This is a genomic window from Streptomyces sp. NPDC046915 (assembly GCF_040644935.1).
Lineage (GTDB): Bacteria > Actinomycetota > Actinomycetes > Streptomycetales > Streptomycetaceae > Streptomyces.
Genome location: NZ_JBEYXB010000017.1, coordinates 162,622 through 188,638, shown reverse-complemented (window position 1 = coordinate 188,638; position 26,017 = coordinate 162,622). Strand labels below are relative to the sequence as shown.

Sequence of the window (26,017 nt, the reverse complement as noted above, 5' to 3'; positions counted from 1 at the left end):
CCGCGGTGGGAGAGGGGAGCCGCGCCTTCCAGCCCACTCGCACGGGTGGTGTGTGGGCATAGGCCGGGGGTCCGGGGGCGGTGCCCCCAGCGAAGTGGACCGCCTCGGCGTCGGGCGCCGGACGGGCTGAGAGGGGAGCCGCGCCACCCAGCCCCCCGCACGGCTCACTCCGTCGACGTGGCCTTGAGGGCCAGCCACAGTTCCATGCGGACGTCCGGGTCGTCCAGGGAGCGGCCGAGGATTTCCTCGACGCGGCGCATCCGGTAGCGGAGCGTGTGGCGGTGGACGCCGAGGTCGGCCGCCGCCGCGTCCCACTGGCCGTGCCGGGAGAGCCAGGCGCGGAGGGAGGCGACCAGGTCGCCGCGGCCCGTCGCGTCGTGTTCGTGCAGCGCGCGCAGCAACCCGTCCGCGAAGGCCTTCACCGCGTCGTCGGCCAGCAGCGGCAGTACCGAGCCGGCCGCCAGCTGTTCGTGCTCGACCAGCACCCGGCCCCGCCGGCGGGCGACGGACAGTGCCTGCTCGGCCTGCTTGTAGGCGGCCGCGGCGGCGATCGGCCCGGCGGGGGCGGACAGCCCCACGACCAGCTCGCCGCCGTCGTCGGCGCCGCCCTGTTCCGGCGCGGTCCGCGCCGTCTCCAGGGCGGCCGCGTACTCCGCGCAGGCCGCCACCGCGGCGCCGCCGTCCGCGGCGAGCACCACCAGCCGCTCGCCCTCCGGCACGATCAGCACGGCCTCCCCGGAACGGGCCGCGGCGGACTCCAACGTCTCGGCCAGCCCGCCCAGCGGGTCCCGGCCCGCGTCGGCGGCGGTGAGCGTGGTGGCGACGATCATCCGGAACGGGGCGTCGAGGAGCCCGCCGTACAGGTCGCCTGCGACGGCCCGCGCATGGTCCGGCTCCCCGGCGAGCAGCATGCGCAGCACGGCCGCGCCGACCCGCTGCTCGGCCGCGTGCAGCGACCGGGAACGTTCGGTGGTGAGGGTGAGCAGGGCGATGGCGGAGTGGACGGCGTACCGCTCGGCCGTGCCGAGGGCGGCGGCCGTGCCCACGGCGAGCGCCGCGCGCGGTCGCCGCCCGGTGCCGAGGGTGTGCAGCTCGACCCGGTCGTCGTGGTCCGGGAGGCCGACCACCGAGGAGGCGGGCGCGGGCCGGTCCCGCAGCCGCTCCACGTCCGCGGTGAGCCGGGTGGCCCGCCGCCCGGCCCACTCCGGCGCGGTGGCGACGACGGCGCCCGAGGCGTCGTACAGCGCGGCCCAGCCGTCGACCTGTGTGGCGAGCGCGCCGAGCAGCCCCTCGGGGCCGGCGTTGAGCGTTTGCCTCGTCAGTTCCCGCTGGGCGGCGAATCCGGCGGTCACCGCCCGGTACTGGTCGGCGGCGATGGCGGCGGACACCGCCTTGCTGATCGCGAGGAAGGGGGTGCGGCGGGGCACCTCCAGCAGCGGCAGCCCTTCCTCTTCGGCGGCGTCGACGAGGGCCTTGGGGATCTCGTCGTAGTTCACGCCGACGGCGAAGCCGAGCCCGACGACGCCCGCGTCGGCCAGCCGCTTCACATATCGCCGCATCGTGTCCGGGTCCTCGGCGTCCAGCTTGAGCGCGGTGATCAGCAGCAGCTCCCCGCCCTCCATGTAGGGCACGGGGTCGGCGAGCTCGCTGACGTGGGCCCAGCGGACGGGCACGTCCAGGCGGTCCTCGCCCGCGCGCACGGTGAGCTTGAGCGCGGAGTGGTGGACGAGCGAGGCGAGCGTCGGGGGCATGAGGCCTTCAGGTCTGGGGAGATCGGGTGATCGTTGTGATCTTTTGGCCGTGACGTATGAACGGCCTATGCCGATTCTGCCTCACCGTACGGTCACCCGCTGACCTTATGTACGTACCTCTGGCGCCTCTGGACGGACGTCAACCACGCAGATCCACCAGCAGCGGCGGGGCGTGCTCGCCCCTCACGTCGGTCAGCGACAGCACCGCGTGGCCCGGGGGCACCTCGTGGGCCAGTTGGGAGGCCGACCAGCGCTCCCGCTCCACCTGCTTCACGGTCACGGCGTCCGTGGTCACGGCCTTTCCGGTGACGAGCTTGCGCAGCGAGTGAAGAGCCCGGGTCATCGGCTGGTCGGCGAAGACGGTGTGCTTGGCGACCTCCTTCGTCTCCACCCATTCGGTTCCCCAGGAGTGCGCGAAACGGCTGCCGTCCCAGGTGGTCACGCCGGAGAAGGCCATGCGGCAGCCGACGGCACCCAGCAGCGGGCCGTGCAGCGCCTCGGGCACGTCGGCGATGGTGCGCAGGGACAGGACGACTCCGGCGTTCAGGGAGCGCAGGCGCTGGATGCGGCGCACCGACTCGCCGGTGATCGTCCCGGTGGCGTCGTCCAGGACGAGACAGGCGAAGTGGGCCGGCCGGGTCTCCCGTACGACGGTGCTGAACTGGGCGAGGACGAGCCGGGTGATCAGGCGGGCGGCCTCCTCGTGACCGCGCTCGGGCAGGTCGATGCGGACGCGCAGCGGGTGGTGGGCCACCGCGCGCAGGGAGAAGGGACGGATCTGGTCCCCGGCGCCGAAGAACTCGGCGAAGACGGGCCGGTCCAGCAGCGCGAGCCGGTCGGCGAGGACCGGGCCGACGTCGACCGCGCCGCCGGTCTGCCGCATCCGGGCGTCGAGTTCGCGGCGCATCGCGGCGTGCCCGTCGCCCATGAGCGCGTCGCGCAGGGCCGACAGTGCCGGCTGGTCGCCCTCCAGCAGGTCGCGCAGGACCGGCAGCGGCGGGAAGTGCCCGTGCACGGCGCGGTAGGGGCCGATCAGCTGGGCCAGCGCGGTGGCGGCGCTCTGGCTGCTGACGGTGTCGAGGTCTCCGACCAGTGCCTCGGCGAGGAACGCGGCGGCTTCGTCCGGGTCGTCGGCCTCCGCGTAGGGGTCGAGGTCGTGGAAGGAGGTGGGGTCGCCGATCCGGACGACGACGTCGAAGGCCGCGTCCGGGGCGAGCGGGGAGCCGGTGGCGGAGACCGCGACCATCGCGCACCGGCCGGTGAGCGCCTGGAGCGCCAGCGCCTCGGTCACCGGTTCGATCACATGCCGGGTCTTGCCCGCTCCCGGCGGCCCCACCAGCAGGAGGGAGGTGCCGAGGACGTCCGGGCCGACGGCCGCGCCGGCTCCGTGGTAGGCACGTGGCGTCCGCTCTCCGGGCGCCCATCGTCCGATGCGCACCTGGCCTTCGAGCAGGTCGTGCCGTGCGGTGCGGCCGGGCAGGTCGCGGGCCCCGGAGGGGTGGGTCCAGGCCGCGGCGCCCTGCCGGAGCACGGTGTCCGTGAAGTGCGCGAGGCGCGCCCCGCTCCTGGACCCGGCCCAGACGCGTTCGATACGGGCGCAGTCCACGTCGTTCATCCGGCCGTCGGCCGCTTCGGCGGTCAGCACGTCGGCCGCCTGGTGCTGTCCGGCGTCGCGCAGCTCGGGCCACTGCGACCGCGGCAGGTCCGGGGGCGGTGGGGCCGTCGGGTCCGCCGCGGCCCGGCGGCGCGCCGCGCGCTCCTTCGCGTACGCCCACCAGCCGCCCACACGGGCGAACGGCCACAGGACCAGCAGGGTGATGAGCGCGTACAGCCCGTCGGTGAGGAGCTGCGAGGTGAACACCTCGTAGCCGCCCGCGATCAGGACGATGAGGGAGAACACCGGGTCGACGACCGGCACGGCGTCCCAGCCGGCGCCGAAGGCTCCGGGGAAGACCAGACTCAGCGCACCGAGCGCGCCGAGGGCGGCGAGCAGGGCCCGCACGGGCTGCGGACGCCGGCCGACGACGTGCCGTACGACCTCGGGCCAGCCGCCCAGCCGGCCGACCGCGTAGACGAGCAGGGCGAAGAAGACGCCGTCGTAGACCACGATGGCCTCGTGGCCCTGCATCCCCTTGGGGGAGGTGGTGCCGCCCCACCACCAGTCGGACGGAGTGAACAGCCGGAGCACGGCCCACTGGTAGGGAATCCCGCTGTGCCGCCACAGCGACCACACGAGCAGGGCGACGACCAGCGGGATCAGCAGGCCGACGACCGTGATCGGCGGAAGCCGGTCGGGTGACCGCGCGCCCTTCGGGGGGCGGAAGCCGAACCGCCAGATGCCGAGTCCGGTGGCCGGGCGCGGCTCGTCGAGCCAGTCGGCGACGGCCGAACGCTGCGGCGCCGGCTGCTCGAAGCCGTGCGGGCCCGTTGCCCGCGGGGGCCCCGCGGGCCGCGGCGGCACGGCGGGGCCGTCTTGCGGTCCCGCCGGACGCGGCACAGGATTCGCATGCGTACCCCGCGCGTCCTGCGTCCCGTCGCTGTCCATCTCCCCTGCCCCCTGAGCAGCCGTTCCGTCCACCATCAGCGATGTCAATCTAACGCCCCGGCCTGGGGAGTTCACCGCTTACGCGGCCGAGAGAAGGCCAAGATTGAGGGGTGGATGCCCCTGGGGCGCCTCGCGGGCGGGCCCGGACCGCCATGTCCACCACGGACAACACCATCCCCTGACAACGCCCACATGGAGCATGCCGACCCCCCTCTCACCGACCTAGCCTGCGAGAAGAGAAGGCAAGAGTCGTCAAGGCCGTAGAACCACCAGGAGCCCCCCATGAGCGCACTTCCGCAGGAGCGCCGCGTCGTCACCGCCATCCCCGGTCCGAAGTCGCAGGAGCTGCAGGCCCGCCGTACCGCCGTGGTCGCGCAGGGCGTGGGCTCCGTGCTGCCCGTGTTCACCGCGCGCGCGGGTGGCGGGATCATCGAGGACGTCGACGGCAACCGTCTGATCGACTTCGGTTCCGGTATCGCGGTGACGAGCGTCGGCGCGTCCGCCGAGGCCGTCGTACGCCGGGCCTCCGCCCAGCTCGCCGACTTCACCCACACCTGTTTCATGGTCACCCCGTACGAGGGCTACGTCGAGGTCGCCGAGGCCCTCGCCGAGCTCACCCCGGGTGACCACGCCAAGAAGTCCGCCCTGTTCAACTCCGGCGCCGAGGCCGTCGAGAACGCCGTCAAGATCGCCCGTGCGTACACCAAGCGCCAGGCGGTCGTCGTGTTCGACCACGGCTACCACGGCCGTACCAACCTGACGATGGCGCTGACGGCGAAGAACATGCCGTACAAGCACGGTTTCGGCCCCTTCGCGCCCGAGGTCTACCGGGTGCCGGTCGCCTACGCCTACCGCTGGCCGACCGGCCCGGACAACGCCGGCCCCGAGGCCGCCGCGCAGGCCATCGACCAGATCACCAAGCAGGTCGGCCCGGACAACGTGGCCGCGATCATCATCGAGCCGGTGCTCGGCGAGGGCGGCTTCATCGAGCCGGCCAAGGGCTTCCTGCCCGCGATCCGCAAGTTCGCCTCGGACAACGGCATCGTGTTCGTCGCCGACGAGATCCAGTCCGGCTTCTGCCGCACGGGCCAGTGGTTCGCGTGCGAGGACGAGGGCATCGTCCCCGACCTGATCACCACCGCCAAGGGCATCGCGGGCGGCCTGCCGCTCGCCGCCGTCACCGGCCGCGCCGAGATCATGGACGCCGCGCACGCGGGTGGCCTGGGCGGCACCTACGGCGGCAACCCGGTCGCCTGCGCCGGTGCGCTCGGCGCCATCGAGACGATGAAGGAGCTCGACCTCAACGCCAGGGCGAAGAACATCGAGGCGATCATGAAGGGCCGCCTGACCGCCATGGCCGACAAGTTCGACGTCATCGGTGACGTCCGCGGGCGCGGCGCCATGATCGCGATCGAGCTGGTCAAGGACCGCGCCACCAAGGAGCCGAACCCGGAGGCGACCGCCGCGCTCGCCAAGGCCTGCCACCAGGAGGGCCTGCTGGTCCTGACCTGTGGCACCTACGGCAACGTGCTCCGCTTCCTGCCCCCGCTGGTCATCGGCGAGGACCTCCTGAACGAGGGCCTCGACATCATCGAGCAGGCCATCGCGCGGATCTGAAGCCGCTGGTCCGTACCTGTGACGGACAGCGGACGCACAGCTACGGCAGGCGGTGTGAAGAACGTGTGCGAGGTGGATGACGGGACGCGATTGGACCTGTCCTGGTGCCACCCGCTGCCGTAGGTTCTAACCAGATGAGAGATACACCCCGCCCACAGGGGACTGTGGGCGACATCAGGCCGGGGCCTCCCCAGCTTCGACCTGGTCGTGCCCTCGCGCACACAACCGGGGCCTTTGGTTCCGGATCTCCTCACCGATCGGACAGTCGCCCGCCCCAAACCCCCCGGGGCGCGCGACGTTCCGGTCCGGACGGCCGCCCCGGAACTACCCCCCCTGTTCCGGGGCGGCCGACCTCCTTCCTTTCTTGCTGCCAGAGCTGACGCAGCACGTACCGGCGCCGGAGCGCCTCCGTGAATCGTCCGGTGGAATCATCCGGTGGCCACATGGTCCGCCCGTGCTGGCAGGCTGTCCCCCATGCCCCTCCTGTTCGGCCTTCCCGTCGTGCTCTTCGCGCTCATCACCTGGCAGGTGCTGGTCGACGGTCCGCTGATCGGGGTGGACGAGCGCCTGAGTGCGGCTCTCGTCCATCCGGACAGGTTCTCCGCGGCCCTGGCCGACCTGGGCAACGTCCAGGTCGCCGTCCCGGTGCTCGTCGCCGCCGTGGCGTACACGGCCTGGCGGGGGCGCGCCACCGGTATGGACCGGTGGTGGCTGCCGCCCCTGGCCGCGGCGGTCCTCATGGCGCTGGTCCCGGCGATCGTCGTACCGCTGAAGGACTGGACCGCGCGGCCCGGGACGCCCGTGGTGCTCCCGGGGGTCGGCTACTTCCCTTCCGGTCATACGGCGACGGCGGGGATCGCGTACGGTTCCGCGACCCTGCTCCTCCGCCCCTGGCTCGGCTCCCCCGCCGCCCGCCGGATCCTCGTCGGCGGCTGCGCGGCCCTCGTCCTGGGCGTCTCCTTCGGCCTGGTCCGCCGGGGCTGGCACTGGCCGCTGGACGTGGTGGCCAGCTGGTGCCTGTGCGCGGTGCTGCTGGCCGCCCTGTCCCTCGTGCTCGGCCGATACGGCCCCCTCAGCCGAAGTAGGCGTCGAAGTTCTTCTGGAACTCCCAGTTCGAGTAGCGGTCCCAGTTCACCGACCACGTCATCAGGCCGCGCAGGGACGGCCAGGTCCCGTGGGTCGCGTACGAGCCGCAGTTCGTCCTCTTCGTCAGGCAGTCCAGGGTCTTCGTGACCTCGGACGGGGAGACGTAGCCGTTGCCCGCGTTCGTCGAGGCGGGCATGCCGATCGCGACCTGGTCGGGGCGCAGGGGCGGGAAGACGTTGTTCGGGTCGCCGGCGACCGGGAAGCCGGTGAGCAGCATGTCGGTCATGGCGATGTGGAAGTCGGCGCCGCCCATGGAGTGGTACTGGTTGTCCAGTCCCATGACCGGGCCGGAGTTGTAGTCCTGGACGTGGAGCAGGGTCAGGTCGTCGCGCAGGGCGTGGATGACCGGGAGGTACGCGCCGCAACGCGGGTCCTGGCCGCCCCATTTGCCGGTGCCGTAGAACTGGTAGCCGTTCTGCACGAAGAAGGTCTCCGGCGCCATCGTCAGCACGAACCTGGAGCCGTACCTGGCCTTCAGGGTCTTCAGGGCCGAGATCAGGTTCACGATCACGGGGGTCGTGGGATTCTTGAAGTCCGTGTCGTTCGCGTTCAGGGACAGCGAGTGGCCCTCGAAGTCGATGTCGAGGCCGTCGAGGCCGTAGTCGTCGATGATCTTCGAGACGGAGGAGACGAAGGTGTCCCTGGCGGCCGCCGTCGTGAGCTGGACCTGGCCGTTCTGGCCGCCGATCGAGATCAGCACCTTCTTGCCGGCCGCCTGCTTGGCCTTGATCGCCGCCTTGAAGTCGGCGTCGCTCTCGACGTTCGGGCACTCGGTGACCGGGCAGCGGTTGAAGCGGATGTCGCCGGAGGTGACCGAGGTCGGCTCCCCGAAGGCGAGGTCGATGACGTCCCAGCTGTCGGGTACGTCGGCCAGGCGGGTGTAGCCGGAGCCGTTGGCGAAGCTCGCGTGGAGGTAACCGACCAGGGCGTGGCCGGGCAGACCGCCCGAGCCGCCGCCGGTGCCGGCCGTGGTCGTCGCGGTCACGGCGGCCGATCGGGCGGACTCGCCGGCGTCGTTGGTCGCGGTGACCTGGAAGCTGTACGCGGTGGAGGGGGAGAGCCCGGTGACGGTGGCCGAAGCGCCGGTCACCGTCTGCACCTTGGCTCCGTCACGGTAGACCGCGTAGCCGGTCGCGCCCGTCACCGCCGACCAGGACAGGGCGACGGAGGACGAGGTGACCGTGCCGGCCTTCAGGCCGGTGGGCGCGGCGGGCGGCTGCCCGGTGCTCGCGCCCGGGCCGGTCAGGGAGATGTCGTCGGCGTAGTAGGCGCCGGTGCCGTACCAGCCGTGCGTGTAGACGGTCACCTTCGTCGTGGCGGCGCCGGTGGTGAAGCTGGTGGTCAGCTTCTGCCAGTCGGGGGCCGACTGGGTCCAGGTGGAGACGTCGGTGGTGCCGGTGCCGTTCGCACCGAGGTAGACGTAGGAGCCGCGGACATACCCGGACAGCGTGTACTTCGAGTTCGGCAGAACGGATACCGTCTGCGCGCACTGGGCGTTGTCACTGCCGGCCGGGGTCGCCTGGAGTGCGGAACTCCCGCTGTGCACGGGTGAGCCGACGGTCGTGCCGGCCGTACAGGCCCACCCGTCGAGACCGGATTCAAAACCGCCGTTCCTCGCGAGATCCGCGTCAGCCGCTCGGGCGGCCGACGCGAGCGTGGTGATGCCGGGTACGGCCAGCAGCGCGGCCGTGAGCAGGGCGAGAACGGATCTGGGACGTCGGTCGGGTCTGGCGCGGTCCACAAGGGCCTCCGGAGGTGGGGGTGTTGGAGGGTGGAGCGCACTCAACTTGGTCCAGACCAATCCTGTTGTCAAGGTTTTGGTCCAGACCAATCTTGTTGTCAGGGTGCCAGGCCGCTACCTGCCCCCTTCCTCGCCCCTGGCCAGCTCTGCCGCCGCCTCGTGCATCGCCAGTTCCAGCAGCGTGGGGTCGGTCAGCGTGCCGGAGCCGTCCGGTGGCACCAGCCAGCGCACGGTCCGCGGCGCCCGGCCCGGGTGCGGCACGACGATCCAGGTGCCGGGCCCGGCGGTGCGGATGCCGGTGCCGAGCCAGCGCGCCGCGGTGCCGGGCGGCACCAGGAAGCCCACCCGTGAGTCCCCGAAATCGGCGAGCACCGGGCCGAGTCGGTCGAGGAGGCGAGTGAGCACGTCCAGCGTCGGGTAGCCGAGCCCACCCGGCAGTATGAGCACGTCCCAGGCCTTGCCCGCGGGCAGCAGGGCGACCCCCAGCGGGTTGCGCTCCCATTCCCGGCGGCAGGCCTCGGGATCCGGTGCGACGGATGCCAGCCACTCGACCGCCGTCTTGGCCCCAGTCATCAGAAGACCTCCCTCTCGTCCGTGGTTCACGAGGGAGAGGGAGGTCTTCTGGGAGCATTACGCGGGTTCCGGCACCCCGTTGGAGTGAACCGGGCCACACCCGCCCGCCGACCGCCGGCGGTCAGCTGTCGAAGCCCAGCCCCAGTCGGTCCATCGTCCTCAGCCAGAGGTTGCGACGGCCTCCGTGGGCGTCCGCGCGGGCCAGGGACCACTTGGTGAGGGCGATGCCGGTCCAGGCGAAGGGCTCGGGCGGGAAGGGCAGCGGCTTCTTGCGGACCATCTCCAGCTCCGTCCGCTCGGTGCGCTCCCCGTCCAGCAGGTCCAGCATCACATCGGCGCCGAAGCGGGTGGCGCCGACGCCGAGGCCCGTGTAGCCCGCCGCGTACGCCACCTTCCCCTGGTGGGCGGTGCCGAAGAACGCCGAGAAGCGCGAGCAGGTGTCGATCGCGCCGCCCCACGCGTGCGTGAAGCGGACGCCGTCCAGCTGCGGGAAGCAGGTGAAGAAGTGCCCGGCGAGCTTGGCGTAGGTCTCCGGGCGGTCGTCGTACTCGGCGCGGACCCGGCCGCCGTAGTGGTGGATCGCGTCGTAACCGCCCCACAGGATCCGGTTGTCGGCGGACAGCCGGAAGTAGTGGAACTGGTTCGCCGAGTCGCCGAGGCCCTGTCTGTTCTTCCAGCCGATCGACGCCAGCTGGTCGGCGGACAGGGGCTCCGTCATCAGCGCGTAGTCGTAGACGGGAACCGTGTAGGAGCGCACGCGCCGCAGCAGGCTGGGGAAGATGTTCGTGCCGAGCGCGACCCGGCGGGCGCGGACCGTGCCGTACGGGGTGCCCACGGCCATGCCGCTGCCGTACGGCTTCAGGGTCAGGGCGGGTGTGTGCTCGTAGACCCGCACGCCCAGCCGGAGGCAGGCCTGCTTGAGGCCCCAGGCGAGCTTGGCCGGGTGCAGCATGGCCACGCCCCGGCGGTCGTGGAGGCCCGCCTCGAAGGTGGGCGAGTTCACCTGCTCGCGCACGGCGTCGGCGTCGAGGAACTCGAGGCCGTCGGCGAGGCCTTTGTCCTGGAGCTCCTTGTACCAGTCGCGCAGTTCCCACGCCTGGTAGGTCTCGGTGGCGACGTCGATCTCGCCGGTGCGTTCGAAGTCGCAGTCGATCCCGTGCCGGGCGACCGCCGCCTCGATCTCGTCGAGGTTGCGCTCGCCCAGCTTCTGGAGCGTGTGGATCTCGTCCGGCCAGCGGGTGAGGCCGTTGGGCAGTCCGTGCGTGAGCGAGGCGGCGCAGAAGCCGCCGTTGCGGCCCGAGGCGGCCCAGCCCACCTCACGGCCCTCCAGCAGTACCACGTCCCGCTGCGGGTCACGCTCCTTGGCGTTGAGCGCGGCCCACAGTCCGCTGTACCCGCCGCCGACGACCAGCAGATCGCAGGTCTCGGTGCCGGTGAGAGCGGGCTCGGGGTGGGGCTTGCCGGGGTCTTCGAGCCAGTACGGGACCGGCTGTGCTTCGGAAAGAGACTTGATCCAACGGGTCATGGCGCTTGGGGCCATGATTTTCAACTCCCTACAGAGTTATTCCGATTCTACCGGCACAACCGGTTTCTTCCGGTTATGCCTTTTGCCGGTTACGGCGGTTGTTGATGAGCATCGAGGTCAGGACGAGCAGCACGGCGACCAGGAACATGGCCGTGCCGATGACATTGATCTGGACGGGCGTGCCGCGCTGCGCCGAACCCCACACGAACATGGGGAAGGTGACGGTCGAGCCCGCGTTGAAATTGGTGATGATGAAATCGTCGAAGGAGAGCGCGAAGGACAGCAGCGCGCCCGCGGCGATTCCGGGTGCCGCGATGGGCAGGGTGACCCGCAGGAAGGTCTGCGCCGGCCCGGCGTAGAGGTCGCGGGCGGCCTCCTCCAGGCGCGGGTCCATCGACATCACGCGCGCCTTGACCGCGACGACGACGAAGCTGAGGCAGAACATGATGTGCGCGATCAGGATCGTCCAGAAGCCCAGCTGAGCGCCCATGTTGAGGAACAGGGTGAGCAGCGAGGCCGCCATGACGACCTCCGGCATGGCCATCGGCAGGAAGATCAGCGAGTTCACGGCCGACCGCGCGCGGAAGCGGTAGCGGACCAGCGCGAAGGCGATCATGGTGCCGAGAAGCGTGGCGCCGACCGTCGCCCACACGGCGATCTGGAGGCTGAGGGACAGCGAGCCGCACATGTCGGCGACACCGCACGGGTCCTTCCAGGCGTCCGTGGAGAACTGCTGCCATTCGTAGTTGAAGCGGCCCTTCGGTTTGTTGAAGGAGAACACCGTGACGATGACGTTGGGCAGCAGCAGATAGGCGAGGGTCAGCAGTCCCGCGATGACGACGAGATGGCGCTTGAGCCAGGTGACGAGTGGCATTTAAAGCAGATCCTCCGTCCCGGACCGGCGAATGTAGATCGTGACCATGAGGAGAATCGCGGCCATGAGGATGAAGGAGAGGGCGGCGGCCGTCGGGTAGTCCAGAATGCGCAGGAACTGCGTCTGGATGACGTTGCCGATCATGCGGGTGTCGGTGGAGCCGAGGAGTTCGGCGTTGACGTAGTCACCGGCCGCCGGGATGAAGGTCAGCAGCGTGCCGGAGACCACGCCCGGCATCGACAGCGGGAAGGTGACCTTGCGGAAGGTGGTCCAGGGCCTGGCGTACAGATCGCCGGCCGCCTCGTGCAGCCGCCCGTCGATCCGTTCGAGGGAGGTGTACAGCGGCAGGATCATGAAGGGCAGGAAGTTGTACGTCAGACCGCACACCACCGCCAGCGGTGTGGCCAGGACGCGGTCGCCCGCCGTCCAGCCGAGCCAGTCGGTGAGGTCGAGGATGTGCAGCGTGTTGAGGGCGCCGACGACCGGGCCGCTGTCCGCGAGGATCGTCTTCCAGGCGAGGGTGCGGATCAGGAAGCTGGTGAAGAACGGCGCGATCACCAGGATCATGATCAGGTTCCGCCAGCGGCCCGCACGGAAGGCGATCAGGTAGGCCAGCGGGTAGCCGAGGAGCAGGCACAGGATCGTCGCGGCGGCCGCGTAGAAGACCGAACGCAGGAACTGCGGCCAGTACTCGGAGAGCGCGTCCCAGTAGGTCGCAAAGTGCCAGGTGACCTTGTACCCCTCCTCCAGGGAGCCCGTCTGCACGGACGTGGAGGCCTGGTAGATCATCGGCAGGGCGAAGAAGACGATCAGCCAGAGGAGGCCGGGCAGCAGCAGCCAGTACGGGGTGAACCGGCCGCGCTTGCGCGGGGGCTTCTGCTCGGGGGTGGCGGGGGCGAGAGGCGGGGGCGCCTCGGTGAGCGTCGACATCAGGCGGCGACCTCTTCCTCGGTGCCCGCGGAGCCCACCGTCCCAGCAAGCAGGGACTGCGCCGCATCGAGGCCGAAGGTGTGCGCCGGGCTCCAGTGCAGAACCACGTCGGCGCCCGGGACGAGCCGCCCGTCGCGCTCGACGTTCTGCACGTACACCGCGAACTCGTCGCAGATCGGGGTGTCGATGACGTACTGCGTGGAGACACCGATGAAGCTGGCGTCGGCGATCTTGCCCGTGATGCGGTTGCGGCCCTCGGGGATCTCCCCCGCGTCGTCGGCGTGCGTGAGCGAGATCTTCTCCGGGCGGATGCCGACGAGCATCTTGCCGCCGGCCGTCGCCGGGGCGGAACACCGCGCCTGGGGCAGCACGAGCTTGCCGCCGCCCGCCTTGAGGACGATGTCGTCGCCGTTCTTGGTGTCGACCTCGGCCTCGATCAGGTTGGAGGTGCCGAGGAAGTTCGCGACGAAGGTGGTCTGCGGGTTCTCGTACAGGTCGGCGGGCGAGCCGAGCTGCTCCACGCGGCCCGCGTTCATCACGGCGACCCTGTCGGCCATCGTCATGGCCTCCTCCTGGTCGTGCGTGACGTGGACGAAGGTGATCCCGACCTCGGTCTGGATGCGCTTGAGCTCCAGCTGCATCTGGCGGCGCAGTTTGAGGTCGAGGGCGCCGAGGGGCTCGTCGAGGAGGAGCACCTTCGGGTGGTTGATGAGCGCGCGGGCCACGGCGACGCGCTGCTGCTGGCCGCCGGAGAGCTGGTGCGGCTTCTTGCGCGCCTGCTCGCCCAGCTGGACGAGGTCCAGCATGTCCTCGACCTGCTTCTTCACGCTCTTGATGCCGCGCCGGCGCAGGCCGAAGGCGACGTTCTCGAAGATGTCGAGGTGCGGGAAGAGGGCGTAGGACTGGAAGACGGTGTTCACCGGCCGCTTGTACGGCGGCAGGTGGGTGACGTCCTGGTCGCCGAGGTGCACGGTGCCGGAGGAAGGTTCCTCCAGACCGGCGATCATGCGCAGGGTGGTGGTCTTGCCGCAGCCGGAGGCGCCGAGCAGGGCGAAGAAGGAGCCCTGCGGGACGGTCAGGTCCAGCGGGTGGACGGCGGTGAAGGAGCCGTAGTTCTTGCCTATCCCGGAGAGGCGGACGTCGCCGCTGCTGTCAGTCGTCTTCATCGTCGTCACGCCCCTGTGAGCTTCGCGAACTTCTCTTCATAGGCCGTCTCTTCCTTCTGGCTCAGCGAGCGGAAGGAATGGGACCTGGCCTGCATGGCCTTGTCGGGAACGATCAGCGGGTTGTTCGCCGCGTCCTTGTCGATCTTCGCAAGATAGGGCTTCACGCCGTCGACGGGCGTTGCGTAGTTGATGTACGCGGCGAGCGCGGCGGCCTGCTCCGGCTCGTAGTAGAAGTCGATCAGCCGCTCGGCGTTCGTCTTGTGCCGCGCCTTGTTGGGCACCAGCATGTTGTCGGTCGACGTCATGTAGCCGCTGTCCGGGATGACGAAGTCGATGTCCGGGCTGTCCGCTTTGAGCTGCACCACGTCGCCGGCCCAGGCGACGCAGGCCGCGATGTCGCCCTTGGTCAGGTCCGAGGTGTAGTCGTTGCCGGTGAAGCGGCGGATCTGGCCCTTGTCGACGGCCTTCTGGAGCCGGGCTATGACCGCGTCGAAGTCGTCGTCGGTGAACTTCGCCGGGTCCTTGCCCATGTCGAGCAGGGTCATGCCGATGCTGTCACGCATCTCCGACAGGAACGAGACGCGGCCCTTGAGCCTGGGGTTGTCGAGCAGGTCGGAGACCGACTTCACCTCGATGCCGTCGAGCGCCTTCTTGTTGTAGGCGATGACCGTCGGGATGCCCTGCCAGGGGTACGAGTAGGCACGGCCCGGGTCCCAGTCGGGGTCGCGGAACTGCGCCGACAGGTTGGTGTAGGCGTGCGGCAGGTTGGACGGGTCCAGTTTCTGGACCCACCCCAGGCGGATCAGCCGGGCGGCGAGCCAGTCGGTGAGGACGACGATGTCGCGGCCGGTGTCCTGGCCCGCGGCGAGCTGCGGCTTCACCTTGCCGAAGAAATCGTTGTTGTCGTTGATGTCCTCGGTGTACTTGACCTGGATACCGGTCCGCCTGGCGAACGTCTCCAGCGTGGGGTGGTGCTTGCCGCTGTCGTCGATGTCGATGTACTCGGTCCAGTTGGAGAAGTTGACGACCTTCTCCGCGGCCGAGTGGTCCGCGGCGGACGTGCCGCCCTGCGTCTTGCCGGCCGCCGGGATCCCGCAGGCGCTCAGCGCCCCGAGACCGCCCAGGGTGAGCGCGCCGCCCGCGGAGGCGCGCAGCAGCGACCGGCGGGTCATCGCGGCCCGGCCGTTGCGGAGGCTGCGCCGCATCGCGGCCACTTGGACCGGCGTCAGGCGGTCGGGCTCGTACTGCTCCATGCGCGTGGTGCCCTTTCGGAAGGATGGATGGGGCCCGCCGTGGTCTCGGCAGGGGCCGGTCTGCGCTATCGGTCCCCGAAGATCGTGCGGTGCCAGTCCTTCCGGGCCACCGCCGTGTTGTCGAACATGACGTGCTTGACCTGGGTGTACTCCTCGAACGAGTACGCCGACATGTCCTTGCCGAAGCCGGACTGCTTATAGCCCCCGTGCGGCATCTCGCTGATGATCGGAATGTGGTCGTTGACCCAGACGCACCCGGCCTTGATCTCGCGGGTCGCGCGGTTCGCGCGGTAGACGTCCCGGCTCCACGCCGAGGCGGCGAGACCGTACGGGGTGTCGTTGGCCAGCCGGATGCCCTCGTCGTCATCGTCGAACGGGAGCACGACCAGCACGGGCCCGAAGATCTCCGCCTGGACGACCTCGCTGTCCTGCGGCGCGTCGGCGATCAGGGTGGGCCGGTAGTACGCGCCGTTCGCGAGGTCCCCCTGCGGGGCCTCGCCGCCGGCCGCCACGCGCGCGTAGCCACGCGCCCGTTCGACGAAGGCGGCGACGCGGTCCCGCTGGACGTGCGAGACGAGCGGGCCGAGGTCGGTGCCGTGGGCGAACGGGTCGCCGAGCCGGACGCTGTCCATGAGGGCGGCGGTCTGCTCGACGAACGCCTCGTAGAGCGGGCGCTGCACGTACGCGCGCGTGGCGGCGGTGCAGTCCTGCCCGGTGTTGATGAGCGCACCCGCGACGGCGCCGTGGACGGCCGCCTCCAGGTCGGCATCGTCGAAGACCACGAAGGGTGCCTTGCCACCGAGTTCCAGGTGGAGGCGCTTGACGGTGGCGGTGGCGATCTCGGCGACCCGCTTGCCGACGGCGGTGGATCCGGTGAAGGAGGTCATGGCCACGTCCGGGTGGCCGACGAGGTGCTCGCCGGCTTCCCGTCCGGTGCCGGTGACGATGTTGATCACCCCGTCCGGGATGCCCGCGTCGGTGGCCGCCTGCGCGAAGAGCAGGGAGGTCAGCGGGGTCAGCTCGGCGGGCTTCAGCACGATGGTGTTGCCCGCGGCGATCGCCGGGAGGATCTTCCAGGCGGCCATCTGGAGCGGGTAGTTCCAGGGCGCGATGGAGCCGACGACACCGATGGGCTCACGGCGGACGTACGAGGTGTGGTCGCCGGAGTACTCACCGGCGGACTGCCCTTGGAGATGCCGGGCGGCACCCGCGAAGAAGGCGGTGTTGTCGATGGTCCCGGGGACGTCGAACTCCCGGGTGAGCTTCAGCGGCTTGCCGCACTGGAGGGACTCGGCGCGGGCGAACTCCTCGGCGCGGTCGGCGATCACGGCGGCGAAGCGGTGCAGCGCGTCGGAGCGCTCGCCCGGGGTGAGCGCGGCCCAGACCGGGAAGGCCTCGCGGGCGGCGGCCACGGCGGCGTCGACGTCGTCCGTCCCGGCCAGCTCGTACGTGTACACGTCCTTGCCGCTCGCCGGGTCGACCACGGCGTGCGTGCGGCCGGAGGTGCCCTGGGTGAGGCGTCCGGCGATGAACTGCGCGCCGTCCGCGAGGCGCTCCTGCGCGGGGAATCGTTCCGGGGTAACGGTGCCCGGTTTGTGCATGTCGCTCTCCTCGGCCGTCGCCCCGTCCCGGGGGGCGGGTGGCGTAGCTCCAGCTCGATTTGAGTGCCGATCCTGACAGAGCTAAGGGACTCCAACAAGTGATTCCGTTGTTGCCTTTTGGTTACGCGACGGAATCTGTCGACCAGGTGTCGAGTCGGCACGGTAAAGGGGGGACGGAGTGTCAGTGGTGCGTGCCAGACTCGCGTGCATGGGGAGGATCGATGGTGTGGAAGCCCTGGTCAGGGAGGTCCACACGGGGGTGAGGGTCAAGTACCTGCACTTCTGGGGGCACCGGCCGCGGCCGGACGGGCGGGTCGGCGCGAGCTGTCTGAGCCAGTGGTGGCCGTCACCGTTCGTGGTGGACGGGGTGGAGTACGCGACGGCCGAGCACTGGATGATGGCCGGGAAGGCGCGGCTCTTCGAGGACGCGGAGGCGGAGCGCCATGTGCTGGCGGCGGGGCATCCCTCGCAGGCCAAGAAGGCGGGGCGGCTGGTGCGCGGCTTCGACGAGGCGATATGGGAGCGCGAGCGGTTCCGGATCGTGGTCGAGGGCAGCGTCCACAAGTTCTCCGCGCACGACGATCTGCGGGAGTTCCTGCTGAACACCGGGGAGCGGGTCCTGGTGGAGGCGAGCCCCGTGGACCGGGTGTGGGGCATCGGTCTCGCGGCGGAGGACGAGGCGGCGGCGGACCCGGAGCGCTGGCGGGGTCCTAACCTGCTGGGGTTCGCGCTGATGGAGGCGCGGGAGAGGCTGACGCACGGGGCCTGAGGGTGCCCGGCCGTCCGGTGTCAGGGGCCGGCCGTCGAGACGTAGAAGGCGATCATCACCAGGCCGAGGACGATGCCGGCGGCGCCGCAGATGATGCCGGCCAGGGCCTGGCCTCCGTTGGTCGCCTCCCCGCGGCCGGCCTTGCCGCGGCCGATGACGCCGAAGATCACCGCCAGCACGCCGAGCAGGATGGCCAGCGGCCACAGGCAGAAGCAGAGGGCGGCCAGGATGCCCAGCGACAGCGCCGCCGTGCCCATTCCGTTGTTCTGCGTCGGCTGCATGCCGGGCCAGCCGTAGCCGGGCCCGGCCGGATAGCCGTACGGGAGCTGTCCGGGGCCGTCGGGGGCTATGGGCGGCGGCGGGACGGGGGCGTACAGGGGCTGCGGGGCGGTCGCGGCGGGCGGGGCGAAGGGGTTCGGGGGCGGGCCCGCCCCCAGGGGCGGCGCCGGGACCGGCGACGGGGCGGCGAAGGGGCCGGCCCAGGCCTGCGGCGGGTCCGGAAAGGAGGTGACGGTCTGCTGGTCGTGCATGAAGGGCGGCGCGGGGGTGCCCGCGGCGCCGGAGACGACGGTCTCGCCCGGTCCGGGGTAAGAGGCCGGGGCCGCCCAGGGGCCGGGTCCGGTCCGAGGGGCGTCGGACGGTGCGGGCGCGGGCCGGTCCGCGGCTCCCGGCTTGTCCAGGGGCACGCCGGATATCCGGTCCGCGGGCACGGGGTCGCCCGCCCCCTGCCCCGGGAGGGGCCCCGCGGTGTTCCCCGGAGCCTGTGGCGCCTCGTCGGACATGGTCGGCGGTCCCCTCTCCTCGGCGTGCCGTCATGGTAAGGCCGGTCCACGCTCGCCACGGGCCCGTCCTACGATGATCCCCGAGTCACCGATCAGCCGATCACCCGCGCCCGGACCACGGTCCGTGGGCGCCGTTCCGGGGAGGAACCTTGACCGACTTCAGCGCCGTACCCGCCACCGGCACCGCCGACCGCGGCCTGCACGCGTTCATCGCCGGGCTGCCCAAGGCCGAACTGCACGTCCACCACGTCGGCTCCGCCTCCCCCCGCATCGTCTCGGAACTGGCCGCCCGCCACCCCGACTCCAAGGTCCCCACCGACCCCGAGGCCCTGGCCGACTTCTTCACCTTCACCGACTTCGCGCACTTCATCGACGTGTACCTGTCGGTCGTGGACCTGATCCGGAACCCGGAGGACGTCCGGCTGCTGACGTACGAGGTGGCCCGCGACCTGGCCCGGCAGCAGGTGCGGTACGCCGAGCTGACCATCACCCCGTTCTCCTCGACCCGGCGCGGCATCGACGAGGCCGCCTTCATGGACGCCATCGAGGACGCGCGCAAGGCGGCCGAGGCCGAGTTCGGGACCGTGCTGCGCTGGTGCTTCGACATTCCCGGCGAGGCGGGCCTGGAGTCGGCCGAGGAGACGGCACGGCTGGCCACCGACGACCGGCTGCGCCCGGAGGGCCTGGTCTCCTTCGGTCTGGGCGGGCCCGAGATCGGCGTACCGCGCCCGCAGTTCAAGCCGTACTTCGACCGCGCCATCGCCGCCGGGCTGCGCTCGGTGCCGCACGCGGGCGAGACCACCGGCCCGCAGACGGTGTGGGACGCCCTCACCGAGCTGGGCGCCGAGCGCATCGGGCACGGCACCAGTTCCGCGCAGGACCCGAAGCTGCTCGCCCACCTCGCCGAGCACCGCATCCCGCTGGAGGTCTGCCCGACCTCCAACATCGCCACGCGCGCGGTCCGCACCCTCGACGAGCACCCGATCCGGGAGTTCGTGCGGGCCGGGATCCTGGTCACGGTCAACTCCGACGACCCGCCCATGTTCGGCACCGACCTCAACAACGAGTACGGGGTCGCCGCCCGCCTCCTCGACCTCGACGAGCGCGGCCTCGCCGGCCTTGCGAAGAACGCCGTCGAGGCGTCCTTCCTGGACGCGCCGGGCAAGGCCCGGATCGCAGAGGAGATCGACGCCTACACCTCGGCGTGGCTCGCTCCCTGACTCCCCCCACAATGGGGTCCATGCAGACAGTGACCGCCGTGGCCCACCGCGGCGACCCCTACCGCTTCCGCGAGAACACGCTCGACTCGCTGCGTTCCGCGCTCGACCAGGGCGCGGACGCCGTCGAGTTCGACGTACGGCTCACCCGTGACGGGGTGCCCGTACTGCTGCACGACGACACGCTGAAGCGGCTGTGGGGGCACGACCGGCCGCTGCGCTCGCTGTCGTCCGACGAGGTGCGCGGCCTCACCGCGGGCGGGGTGCCGACGCTGGTGGACGCGCTGGCCACGACGGACGGCAGCCGGGCGATGATCGACCTGCCCGGGCGCGCCGACCCCCGGGCGGTGCGGGAGATCGTGGGCGTCGTACAGGAGTGCGGGGCGCGGGACCGCGTGTACTACTGCGCGGGGGCCGAGATGATGCTCGCGGTGCGTGCCGCGGACCCCTCCGCCGAGATAGCCCTGACCTGGACGACGCTGGCGCCGCCGCGGGCCGGCCTGCTCGACGTGGTGCGGCCGCGCTGGCTGAACTACCGCTTCGCGCTGGTCGACCACGCCCTCGCGGCCCGCGTCCACCGCGGCGGCCACCTGCTGTCCGTGTGGACCCCCGACACCCGCCGCTCCCTGCGCCGCCTCCTCGGCCTCGGCGTCGACTCGATCACCACGAACCGCATCGACCTGCTGTGCACGCTGCGCACGGGCACCGCCGGCTACACCCTGGAGCGCTGAGCGACCGTCGCCGGGTCGGCCGGGGCGGCGCGGGTGACGTACTGGGGAACCGGGGCGTCGTCCTCGCCGGTGTCTCGGACGAGACCGTAGCGCTTGGCTCCCTGGCCGGGGCCGGTCGTCACGTCCTTCTCCACCGCGTCCCGGGTCGTCGGGAAGACGTTCAGCCCGTAGTCGGCGCCGCGCTCGTTCACGGTGAGGGTGACGCTGCCGTCGACGTAGAAGTACTCGTTCTGCCACATCTGCTGGGTGCCGGACGGCAGGACGTCGTAGCCGGTGGCCGAGTCGCCCATGCCGGTGGCGGAGGCGTCGGTGTCGCTGACGGGGTCGTCCATGCGGCGGCCACCGCCCGAGGCCACGTGGAAGAGCTTGCCCTTCAGACCGGTCCAGCTCGGCATGACCAGGCTGCCGGACCGGTACTGCGGTGAGATCTGCCAGCGGACGAGGACATAGCCCTGGCCGCTGAGCGTCACGCTGTCCCCCCGGTGGTTCATGGTGGCGTGCGCCCCGCCGCTGCTGGTGACGCCGGACGCGGGCCGGTGCGCCAGGGCCCCGGGCGGGGTGTCCGGGTCCGGGGCGCGGTCGACGGCGTCGACGACCGTGCCGTACCGGTCCGTCCTCTTCGAGGAGGTCGGTTTCGGCGAGGGGGAGGCGGTCGCGGACGGCGGGCGGGTGGTGGCGGCCGGGGGCGCGGTCGCGGTGTGTGCCGTGGGGGCGGGCGCGGTGCGCGCGGGCGGGTCGCCGGGGGTCTGGACGACGACGTACGCGCCGCCCGCGACGATCGTCGCGCCCGCCGTCATCGCCACGGCCGGCTTGGTCAGCACGCCCAGCACCTTGGCGGACCAGCCGGCCGAGCCGGCCGTGGTCGCCGTGGTGGCCGTGGTGGCCGCCACCGCCGTCTTGCCGCCGAGGGCCAGCGACAGCGCGAAGCCCGCCGGGACCGGCACCAGGGCGATCCCGGCGAGGAGGCGCGCCGCCGGTACGACCGACTCGCGGGTGTCGCCGCAGTAGCCGCAGCCCCTGATGTGCCGGGCCAGCCGCTTGCGCCAGACCGAGTCGGGGCGGCCGTCCCAGCGGACGGTCAGCTCCCGCAGTTCGGCGCACGCCCCGTCCAGGGCGCGCACGATGTCGCGCGAGGTCTCCAGCCGCTCCTTCATCCGCTGCACGCGCACGGCGGCGTGCTGCCGGCTGATGCCGACGGCCGCCGCCAGTTCGCGCCGGGTCAGCTCGCCGGCGACCTCCAGCCACCACAGCGACAGCAGTTGCCGGTCCTCGGGGTCCAGCCAGCGCACCGCCTCCGCGACCTCCCGCCGCTGCCCCTCCAGTTGGAGCTTCAGCACGGTGAGTCCGGCGAAGTCGGCGGCGTCCTCGGGCACGTCCTCGTCCAGCCGCCGGTCCGGTCTGCGGCGGGCCCGGTCCCGTATCTGCCGCATGGCGATGGCCATCAGCCAGGACCGGAAGCTGTCCGGGTCCCGCAGGGCGTTGAGGTTGCCGACGGCCCGCAGCATGGTCTCCTGGACGACGTCGTCGACGTCGGCGTGGCCGTTCAGCGCCCGGCCCACGACGTTGTACACCAACGGCAGCCAGCCCTGGACCAGTTCGTCCATGGCCCGCCGGTCGCCGTCCTGTGCCGCCGCGATGGTCGAGCGCCACTGCCGCCCGGCCCTGCCGCCCGCGTGCGTCCTCATGCCCGCACCCTCTCAGGCGGGGTCGTGCTGTTGGCAATGTCGGGGATCACAGTGCGGAGACGCGAACCGCGGGCCGGGGATAACAGTTTTTCACGGGCCAGGGTGGGCGCGGATCACCGCTCCCCAGGAGATCCCTAGGGGCGAGCCCCGACAACTACCCCATTTCCAATGGCACTTGATGCGGGTCACGTCAGGGACGGTCGCCCTCCTCGCCGACGATCCGGGGACCGCCGAACCCCACGAGGATGATCACGAGCCTTCCGCCGATCCTCTCTCAGGAGCACCCGATGCGCGCTCGTCGCCGCACCACCCTCCTCGCCGCCTCCGTCGTCCTGGCCCTGGGCGCCGGTCCGCTGGCCGTGCCCGCCTTCGCCGCCACGCCCTCCGTCTCCGCCGACGCGCACGAGACGGCCGGTCCGGACGCCGCCGCCCTGCGCGCGGCGATCGCGGGCCTCCCCGACGACGACGCGACCGCCGCGCTCGTCCGGGTCGGCGGCACCGACGGCACCTGGCGGGGCAGCGCGGGCGTGCACGACCTGGCGAGCGGCCGGGCGGCGGACCCCGACGCCCGCTTCCGGGCCGGTTCGACCACGAAGGTGGTGACGGCGGCGGCCGTGCTGAAGCTCGCAGCCGAGGGCCGCGTCGACCTGAACGCGTCGATCGAGCGCTACCTTCCTGGGCTGCTCGGCCCCAAGTTCCGCGAGCCGGTCACCGTACGGCAGTTGCTGAACCACACCAGCGGCATCCGGTCCGGCGACGGCTGGGGCGACTCCTTCGAGGACCAGTACGCGCACCGCTTCGACACGATCACCCCGGCCCAGGTCGTGAAGTCGGCGGTGGCGAAGGGGCCGGAGTTCTGCGCGGGGAGGAAGCAGGACTACCTCAACATCAACTACACGATCCTCGGCATGCTGATCGAGAAGGTGACGGGCCACTCGTACGCGGCCGAGGCCACCCGGCTGGTGCTGCGCCCGGCCGGGATGCGGGACACGTACTTCCCGGGCACCGACCCGCGCATCCTCGGCCCGCACAACCACGGCTACCAGAAGGTGACGAAGGCCGACGGGACGACGGAGTTCGTCGACGTGACGGAGTGGAACCAGGCGGACCGGTGGGCGGCCGGGGACATGATCTCCACGACCGCCGACCTGGAGCGGCTGATCACGGCACTCTTCCGGGGCCGTATCGTGCCCGGTCCGCAGCTGGAGGAGATGTTCACGGTCCCGTCGGGGATCGACGGCGCCAGCTACAGCGCGGGGCTCCAGCGCTTCGCGTACGAGGGCCGGGTGTACTGGCTCAAGAGCGGGGGCCGGTACGGCTACAACAGCGTCGTCGCGGCGACCAGGAACCTGAGTCGTACGCTCGTCTACTCGGTCGGCTCGACGGACGCCAAGGGCGAGGACATGAACCCGGTGGCCCGGCGGATCGCCCTGGCCGCCCTCAAGTAGCCGGAACCGGCGCGACATCCGGCGGCACCGACGCCTCCAGCCGCTTGATCTTCCGCCGTACGACGTACAGCGGGACGACCCCGAACACCCCGAACGACATGTCGATCAGGCTCCACCAGAAGGGGATGTGGCGGATCGGGCCGCAGATCAGCGCGAGCGGGATGATCCCGGCGCAGGCGATCATCCCGAACTCGACGACCCAGATGTTGCGGACGGGGTCGCGGTACGGCCCGTAGAAGGCGACCGCGATGACCAGGTGGGCGAAGGCCAGCCAGTCCGTGCCGTAGAGGAGGAAGGGGTATTCGGCGTCGGCGGTGTCCAGTCCGCGCCGCACGCGCGAGATCCAGTCCATGAGTCCCGGCAGGTGCTCCGGCACGGACAGCGAGCGCAACACGTCCTCCGTCCAGCGCAGTTCGTGGACCAGGGGGAAGGCGGTGGCGCCGCTGAGCACCAGGCACACGACGAAGCAGACCAGCCAGACGCGGATGCCCTTGAGTTGGGCGGCTCTGTCGCTCATGGCAGGAGCGTACGCCCAGAGTTGAACGTGTTCAAAACTGGGCGCGCGAGGTCCGCTCCGGGCCCACCGACGGCTCCGCGTCGGGCACGCTCGACGGCGCCGACGGCGAGCGGCTGGGCTCGCTCGTGGGGACCTTCTCGGTCGCCCCGCGACCGCGGGTCGGGCTCGTCGCCGTGGGCCGGGGGGTGGGACGAGGGCTCGGGGCGGTGGTGTGGCCTCGGCCGGGCGGGACCGACGGGGACTGCGCGGCCGACGGACTGCTCGCACCCGACGGACTGCTCGCGGGGGGTGGGGCGAGCGGGACCACAGGCGACGCGGGGGGCTCGTGGCTCGTCCGCAGGAACGGCAGCGCGAGGACGGCGGCGACCGCGCAGGACGCGCCGACCCCGACCGCCGCGCGGAGCACCCTGCGGCGGCCCGCGGTCCGGCGGATCTCCTCGAACCGGCCCGGGGGCGCGGCGAGATGCTCGGACGGCGGGCGGAGGATGACGGCGAGGGGGTCGTCGGGTTCGAAGTCCGGACCGTCGTCAGAGTGTGTGATCAAGACTTCTCCTCAGGTGGGCGCGGAGCAGTTCACGGGCCGCGTGCAGGTCGGCCTTGACGGTTCCTTCCTTGCGCCCGGTCAGCACGGCCACCTCCCGGATCGGCATGTCAGCGTAGTAGTGCAGCAGGATCGGAGTGCGCAGTCGTTCCGGCAGCGCCTGCACGAGCAGCCGGACCGACGGGTCGGCCTGCTCGGCGGGCGGGCGGACGGCCGCTTCGACTCCGGCGCGGTGCACGGCCCTGCGCTCACGTTCGAGCTTGCGCCAGTGGTCCCGGACCAGGTTGGCGGCGGTGACGTAGAGGAAGCCCCGGGGCTCCGCCACGGACGTCCAGCGGGCCCAGAGCCGGGCGAACGCCTCCGAGGCGACCTCATGGGCCGTCTCGTCGTCGTCGACCAGACGGCGGCACCAGCCGGCCAGGCGCGGATAGAGGGCGGCGAACAGCTCGGCTGCTGCCTTCTCGCGGGACCGTTTCAACGCTCTCCATGGGGGGCTCGGGGCACTCGTGGGGAAGACCCCGGGCCGGCGGCGTGGGTTCCACCGGCCCGGGATCGGGGTGTCCGGCCGGGACGGGTCAGGAACTCGCGGCGCTCAGCGCGGCGAAGACGATCACGTTGTCCAGGTATCCGTCGCCGGTACGGGCGCCGCCGCAGGTGATGAGCCGCAACTCGGGCCGGTCCACGTCCCCGTAGACCGACTCGGTCGGGAAGTGGGCCTTGGCGACGGTCCGTACGGTGGTGACGGTGAACTCGGCCGAGGTGCCGTTCTCCAGGCGCGCCACGATCCGGTCGCCCCGGCGCAGCCGGTCGAGGTGCCGGAAGACTCCGTCCCCGTAGGCGCCGACGGTGACGTGACCGAGGATCACCGACGGGCCCACCTGACCGGGCGTCGGCGAGTGCCGGTACCAGCCCGCCCGGTCGTGGGCCGTGATCGGGGGCACCTGCACGCTGCCGTCGGAGGCCAGTCCCAGCCGCAGCACCGGGGTGTCGACCCCGATGGACGGTATCCGCAGCCGCACCGGGACCGACCGGGCCAGTGCCCGCACGGCGCCCGCGGAGGGCCGCGCGGGCGCGGACGCGCCGGCGGAGGGTGCGGTGGCCGAGGGTTCGGTGGCGGCCCGGTGGGGCGTGGATCCGCAGCCCGCGAGCAGCGCGGCGGTCGCCGCGGTGACGAACGCGCGCCTGGAGAGCGAGGTCATGCCCCGGTCGCCCGTCGGCGGCGCACGACCAGGAGCGCCGCACCGCCCACGGCGAACGCGCCGGCGGCACCTCCGCCGATCAGCATGCCGTTCGACCCGGAGTCCTTCGACTCGGGGGCCACGCCGGTGTCGGGCGCACCCGACGGCACGACGCCGACCTGGCCCCGCCGCTTGCCCGGCACGGCGCTCGGCACGGGGGTGGCCGCCTCGGTCGGCTCCGCGGACGGAACCTTGCTCGGCCTGGCCGAGGGCGCGGGGGTGGACCGCTGCGCGGGCGTCGGGCTCGCGTTCGTCCCGGCGGCGAACGCGGGCACCGTGCTCGCCAGCACGGCGGCGCACGCGAAGGCTGCGGCACTGAGGACAGTTCGGCGCATGAATCGCTCTCTTTCGTCGGTCGGCCCGCCCG

The 26,017-nt window shown here is 71.7% G+C and carries 21 protein-coding genes and 2 pseudogenes; 6 read left to right on the top strand and 17 right to left on the bottom strand.

From position 1 onward, the window contains the following. Window positions 1-164: 164 nt before the first annotated feature. Both ABZ915_RS35685 and ABZ915_RS35680 read right to left on the bottom strand, forming a co-directional pair. Window positions 165-1,751 carry a PucR family transcriptional regulator gene (locus tag ABZ915_RS35685; RefSeq protein WP_361811986.1) on the bottom strand — a complete coding sequence of 529 codons (1,587 nt, stop codon included), beginning with the start codon at window positions 1,749-1,751 and terminating at the stop codon, window positions 165-167. Window positions 1,752-1,890: 139 nt separating this feature from the next. Continuing rightward, window positions 1,891-4,296 carry an ATP/GTP-binding protein gene (locus ABZ915_RS35680; protein ID WP_361811983.1) on the bottom strand — a complete coding sequence of 802 codons (2,406 nt, stop codon included), beginning with the start codon at window positions 4,294-4,296 and terminating at the stop codon, window positions 1,891-1,893. 282 nt (window positions 4,297-4,578) lie between these two features. Between ABZ915_RS35680 and gabT the strand changes: the two genes are divergently transcribed. Both gabT and ABZ915_RS35670 read left to right on the top strand, forming a co-directional pair. Continuing rightward, on the top strand, window positions 4,579-5,913 hold the full coding sequence (gene gabT / locus ABZ915_RS35675; protein WP_361811980.1) for a 4-aminobutyrate--2-oxoglutarate transaminase: 1,335 nt from the start codon (window positions 4,579-4,581) through the stop codon (window positions 5,911-5,913). 474 nt (window positions 5,914-6,387) lie between these two features. Next, a pseudogene (locus tag ABZ915_RS35670) lies at window positions 6,388-6,903 on the top strand (hypothetical protein); the annotation flags it as partial. A gap of 82 nt (window positions 6,904-6,985) precedes the next feature. Here ABZ915_RS35670 and ABZ915_RS35665 read toward each other — a convergent pair. The 8 genes from ABZ915_RS35665 to ABZ915_RS35630 form a co-directional block, all read right to left on the bottom strand. Further along, on the bottom strand, window positions 6,986-8,800 hold the full coding sequence (locus ABZ915_RS35665; RefSeq protein ID WP_361811977.1) for a glycoside hydrolase family 18 protein: 1,815 nt from the start codon (window positions 8,798-8,800) through the stop codon (window positions 6,986-6,988). 114 nt (window positions 8,801-8,914) lie between these two features. Then, the gene (locus ABZ915_RS35660) at window positions 8,915-9,373 is read right to left on the bottom strand and encodes a hypothetical protein (protein WP_361811974.1); all 459 of its coding nucleotides are present in this window, start codon (window positions 9,371-9,373) and stop codon (window positions 8,915-8,917) included. Between the two features lie 121 nt (window positions 9,374-9,494). After that, window positions 9,495-10,913, bottom strand: coding sequence for an FAD-dependent oxidoreductase (locus ABZ915_RS35655; protein WP_361811971.1), 1,419 nt, complete (start codon window positions 10,911-10,913; stop codon window positions 9,495-9,497). 58 nt (window positions 10,914-10,971) lie between these two features. Further along, window positions 10,972-11,772 carry an ABC transporter permease gene (locus tag ABZ915_RS35650; protein ID WP_361811968.1) on the bottom strand — a complete coding sequence of 267 codons (801 nt, stop codon included), beginning with the start codon at window positions 11,770-11,772 and terminating at the stop codon, window positions 10,972-10,974. After that, on the bottom strand, window positions 11,773-12,702 hold the full coding sequence (locus ABZ915_RS35645; protein ID WP_361811965.1) for an ABC transporter permease: 930 nt from the start codon (window positions 12,700-12,702) through the stop codon (window positions 11,773-11,775). Continuing rightward, window positions 12,702-13,868, bottom strand: a complete 1,167-nt coding sequence (locus ABZ915_RS35640) for an ABC transporter ATP-binding protein (RefSeq protein ID WP_361811962.1) — start codon at window positions 13,866-13,868, stop codon at window positions 12,702-12,704. The genes ABZ915_RS35645 and ABZ915_RS35640 overlap by 1 nt, the downstream gene beginning before the upstream one ends. Window positions 13,869-13,873: 5 nt before the next feature. Then, window positions 13,874-15,121, bottom strand: a complete 1,248-nt coding sequence (locus ABZ915_RS35635) for a spermidine/putrescine ABC transporter substrate-binding protein (RefSeq protein WP_361811959.1) — start codon at window positions 15,119-15,121, stop codon at window positions 13,874-13,876. Between the two features lie 65 nt (window positions 15,122-15,186). Beyond that, window positions 15,187-16,722 (bottom strand): gamma-aminobutyraldehyde dehydrogenase, encoded by a 1,536-nt coding sequence (locus ABZ915_RS35630; protein ID WP_361811956.1) that lies wholly within the window; start codon window positions 16,720-16,722, stop codon window positions 15,187-15,189. Window positions 16,723-16,930: 208 nt separating this feature from the next. Here ABZ915_RS35630 and ABZ915_RS35625 point away from each other — a divergent pair, with 208 nt between their 5' ends. Next, the gene (locus ABZ915_RS35625) at window positions 16,931-17,491 is read left to right on the top strand and encodes an NADAR family protein (RefSeq protein WP_361811954.1); all 561 of its coding nucleotides are present in this window, start codon (window positions 16,931-16,933) and stop codon (window positions 17,489-17,491) included. A gap of 20 nt (window positions 17,492-17,511) precedes the next feature. Here ABZ915_RS35625 and ABZ915_RS35620 read toward each other — a convergent pair whose 3' ends face one another. Further along, the gene (locus ABZ915_RS35620; RefSeq protein ID WP_361811951.1) at window positions 17,512-18,273 is read right to left on the bottom strand and encodes a DUF4190 domain-containing protein; all 762 of its coding nucleotides are present in this window, start codon (window positions 18,271-18,273) and stop codon (window positions 17,512-17,514) included. Window positions 18,274-18,372: 99 nt separating this feature from the next. Between ABZ915_RS35620 and ABZ915_RS35615 the strand changes: the two are divergent. Together ABZ915_RS35615 and ABZ915_RS35610 are read left to right on the top strand one after the other, a co-directional pair. After that, a pseudogene (locus tag ABZ915_RS35615) lies at window positions 18,373-19,493 on the top strand (adenosine deaminase). Window positions 19,494-19,513: 20 nt separating this feature from the next. Further along, window positions 19,514-20,221, top strand: a complete 708-nt coding sequence (locus ABZ915_RS35610; RefSeq protein WP_361811948.1) for a glycerophosphodiester phosphodiesterase — start codon at window positions 19,514-19,516, stop codon at window positions 20,219-20,221. Here the strand turns inward: ABZ915_RS35610 and ABZ915_RS35605 are convergent. After that, on the bottom strand, window positions 20,203-21,906 hold the full coding sequence (locus ABZ915_RS35605; RefSeq protein WP_361811945.1) for a sigma-70 family RNA polymerase sigma factor: 1,704 nt from the start codon (window positions 21,904-21,906) through the stop codon (window positions 20,203-20,205). The genes ABZ915_RS35610 and ABZ915_RS35605 overlap by 19 nt on opposite strands. A 287-nt stretch (window positions 21,907-22,193) precedes the next feature. On the opposite strand from ABZ915_RS35605, the gene ABZ915_RS35600 reads away from it, so the two are divergent. After that, entirely contained in the window at window positions 22,194-23,354 is a 1,161-nt protein-coding gene (locus tag ABZ915_RS35600; protein WP_361811942.1) for a serine hydrolase domain-containing protein, read from the top strand. Here the strand turns inward: ABZ915_RS35600 and ABZ915_RS35595 are convergent. The 5 genes from ABZ915_RS35595 to ABZ915_RS35575 all read right to left on the bottom strand — a co-directional run bounded on the left by ABZ915_RS35595 (window position 23,347) and on the right by ABZ915_RS35575 (window position 25,985). Continuing rightward, window positions 23,347-23,871 (bottom strand): hypothetical protein, encoded by a 525-nt coding sequence (locus ABZ915_RS35595; protein WP_361811939.1) that lies wholly within the window; start codon window positions 23,869-23,871, stop codon window positions 23,347-23,349. The two genes, ABZ915_RS35600 and ABZ915_RS35595, sit on opposite strands and share 8 nt — an antisense overlap. Before the next feature lie 31 nt (window positions 23,872-23,902). After that, a complete protein-coding gene (locus tag ABZ915_RS35590) occupies window positions 23,903-24,415 on the bottom strand; it encodes a hypothetical protein (protein WP_361811936.1) in 513 nt (170 codons plus the stop codon). Next, window positions 24,399-24,890 (bottom strand): RNA polymerase sigma factor, encoded by a 492-nt coding sequence (locus tag ABZ915_RS35585; RefSeq protein WP_361811933.1) that lies wholly within the window; start codon window positions 24,888-24,890, stop codon window positions 24,399-24,401. The genes ABZ915_RS35590 and ABZ915_RS35585 overlap by 17 nt, the downstream gene beginning before the upstream one ends. 97 nt (window positions 24,891-24,987) lie before the next feature. Then, window positions 24,988-25,611: a class F sortase gene (locus tag ABZ915_RS35580; RefSeq protein WP_361811930.1), complete on the bottom strand. Its 624-nt coding sequence runs from the start codon at window positions 25,609-25,611 to the stop codon at window positions 24,988-24,990. Continuing rightward, window positions 25,608-25,985: a sortase-dependent protein gene (locus ABZ915_RS35575; RefSeq protein WP_361811927.1), complete on the bottom strand. Its 378-nt coding sequence runs from the start codon at window positions 25,983-25,985 to the stop codon at window positions 25,608-25,610. Before ABZ915_RS35575 ends, ABZ915_RS35580 begins: the two co-directional genes overlap by 4 nt. Between the last annotated feature and the right edge of the window lie 32 nt (window positions 25,986-26,017).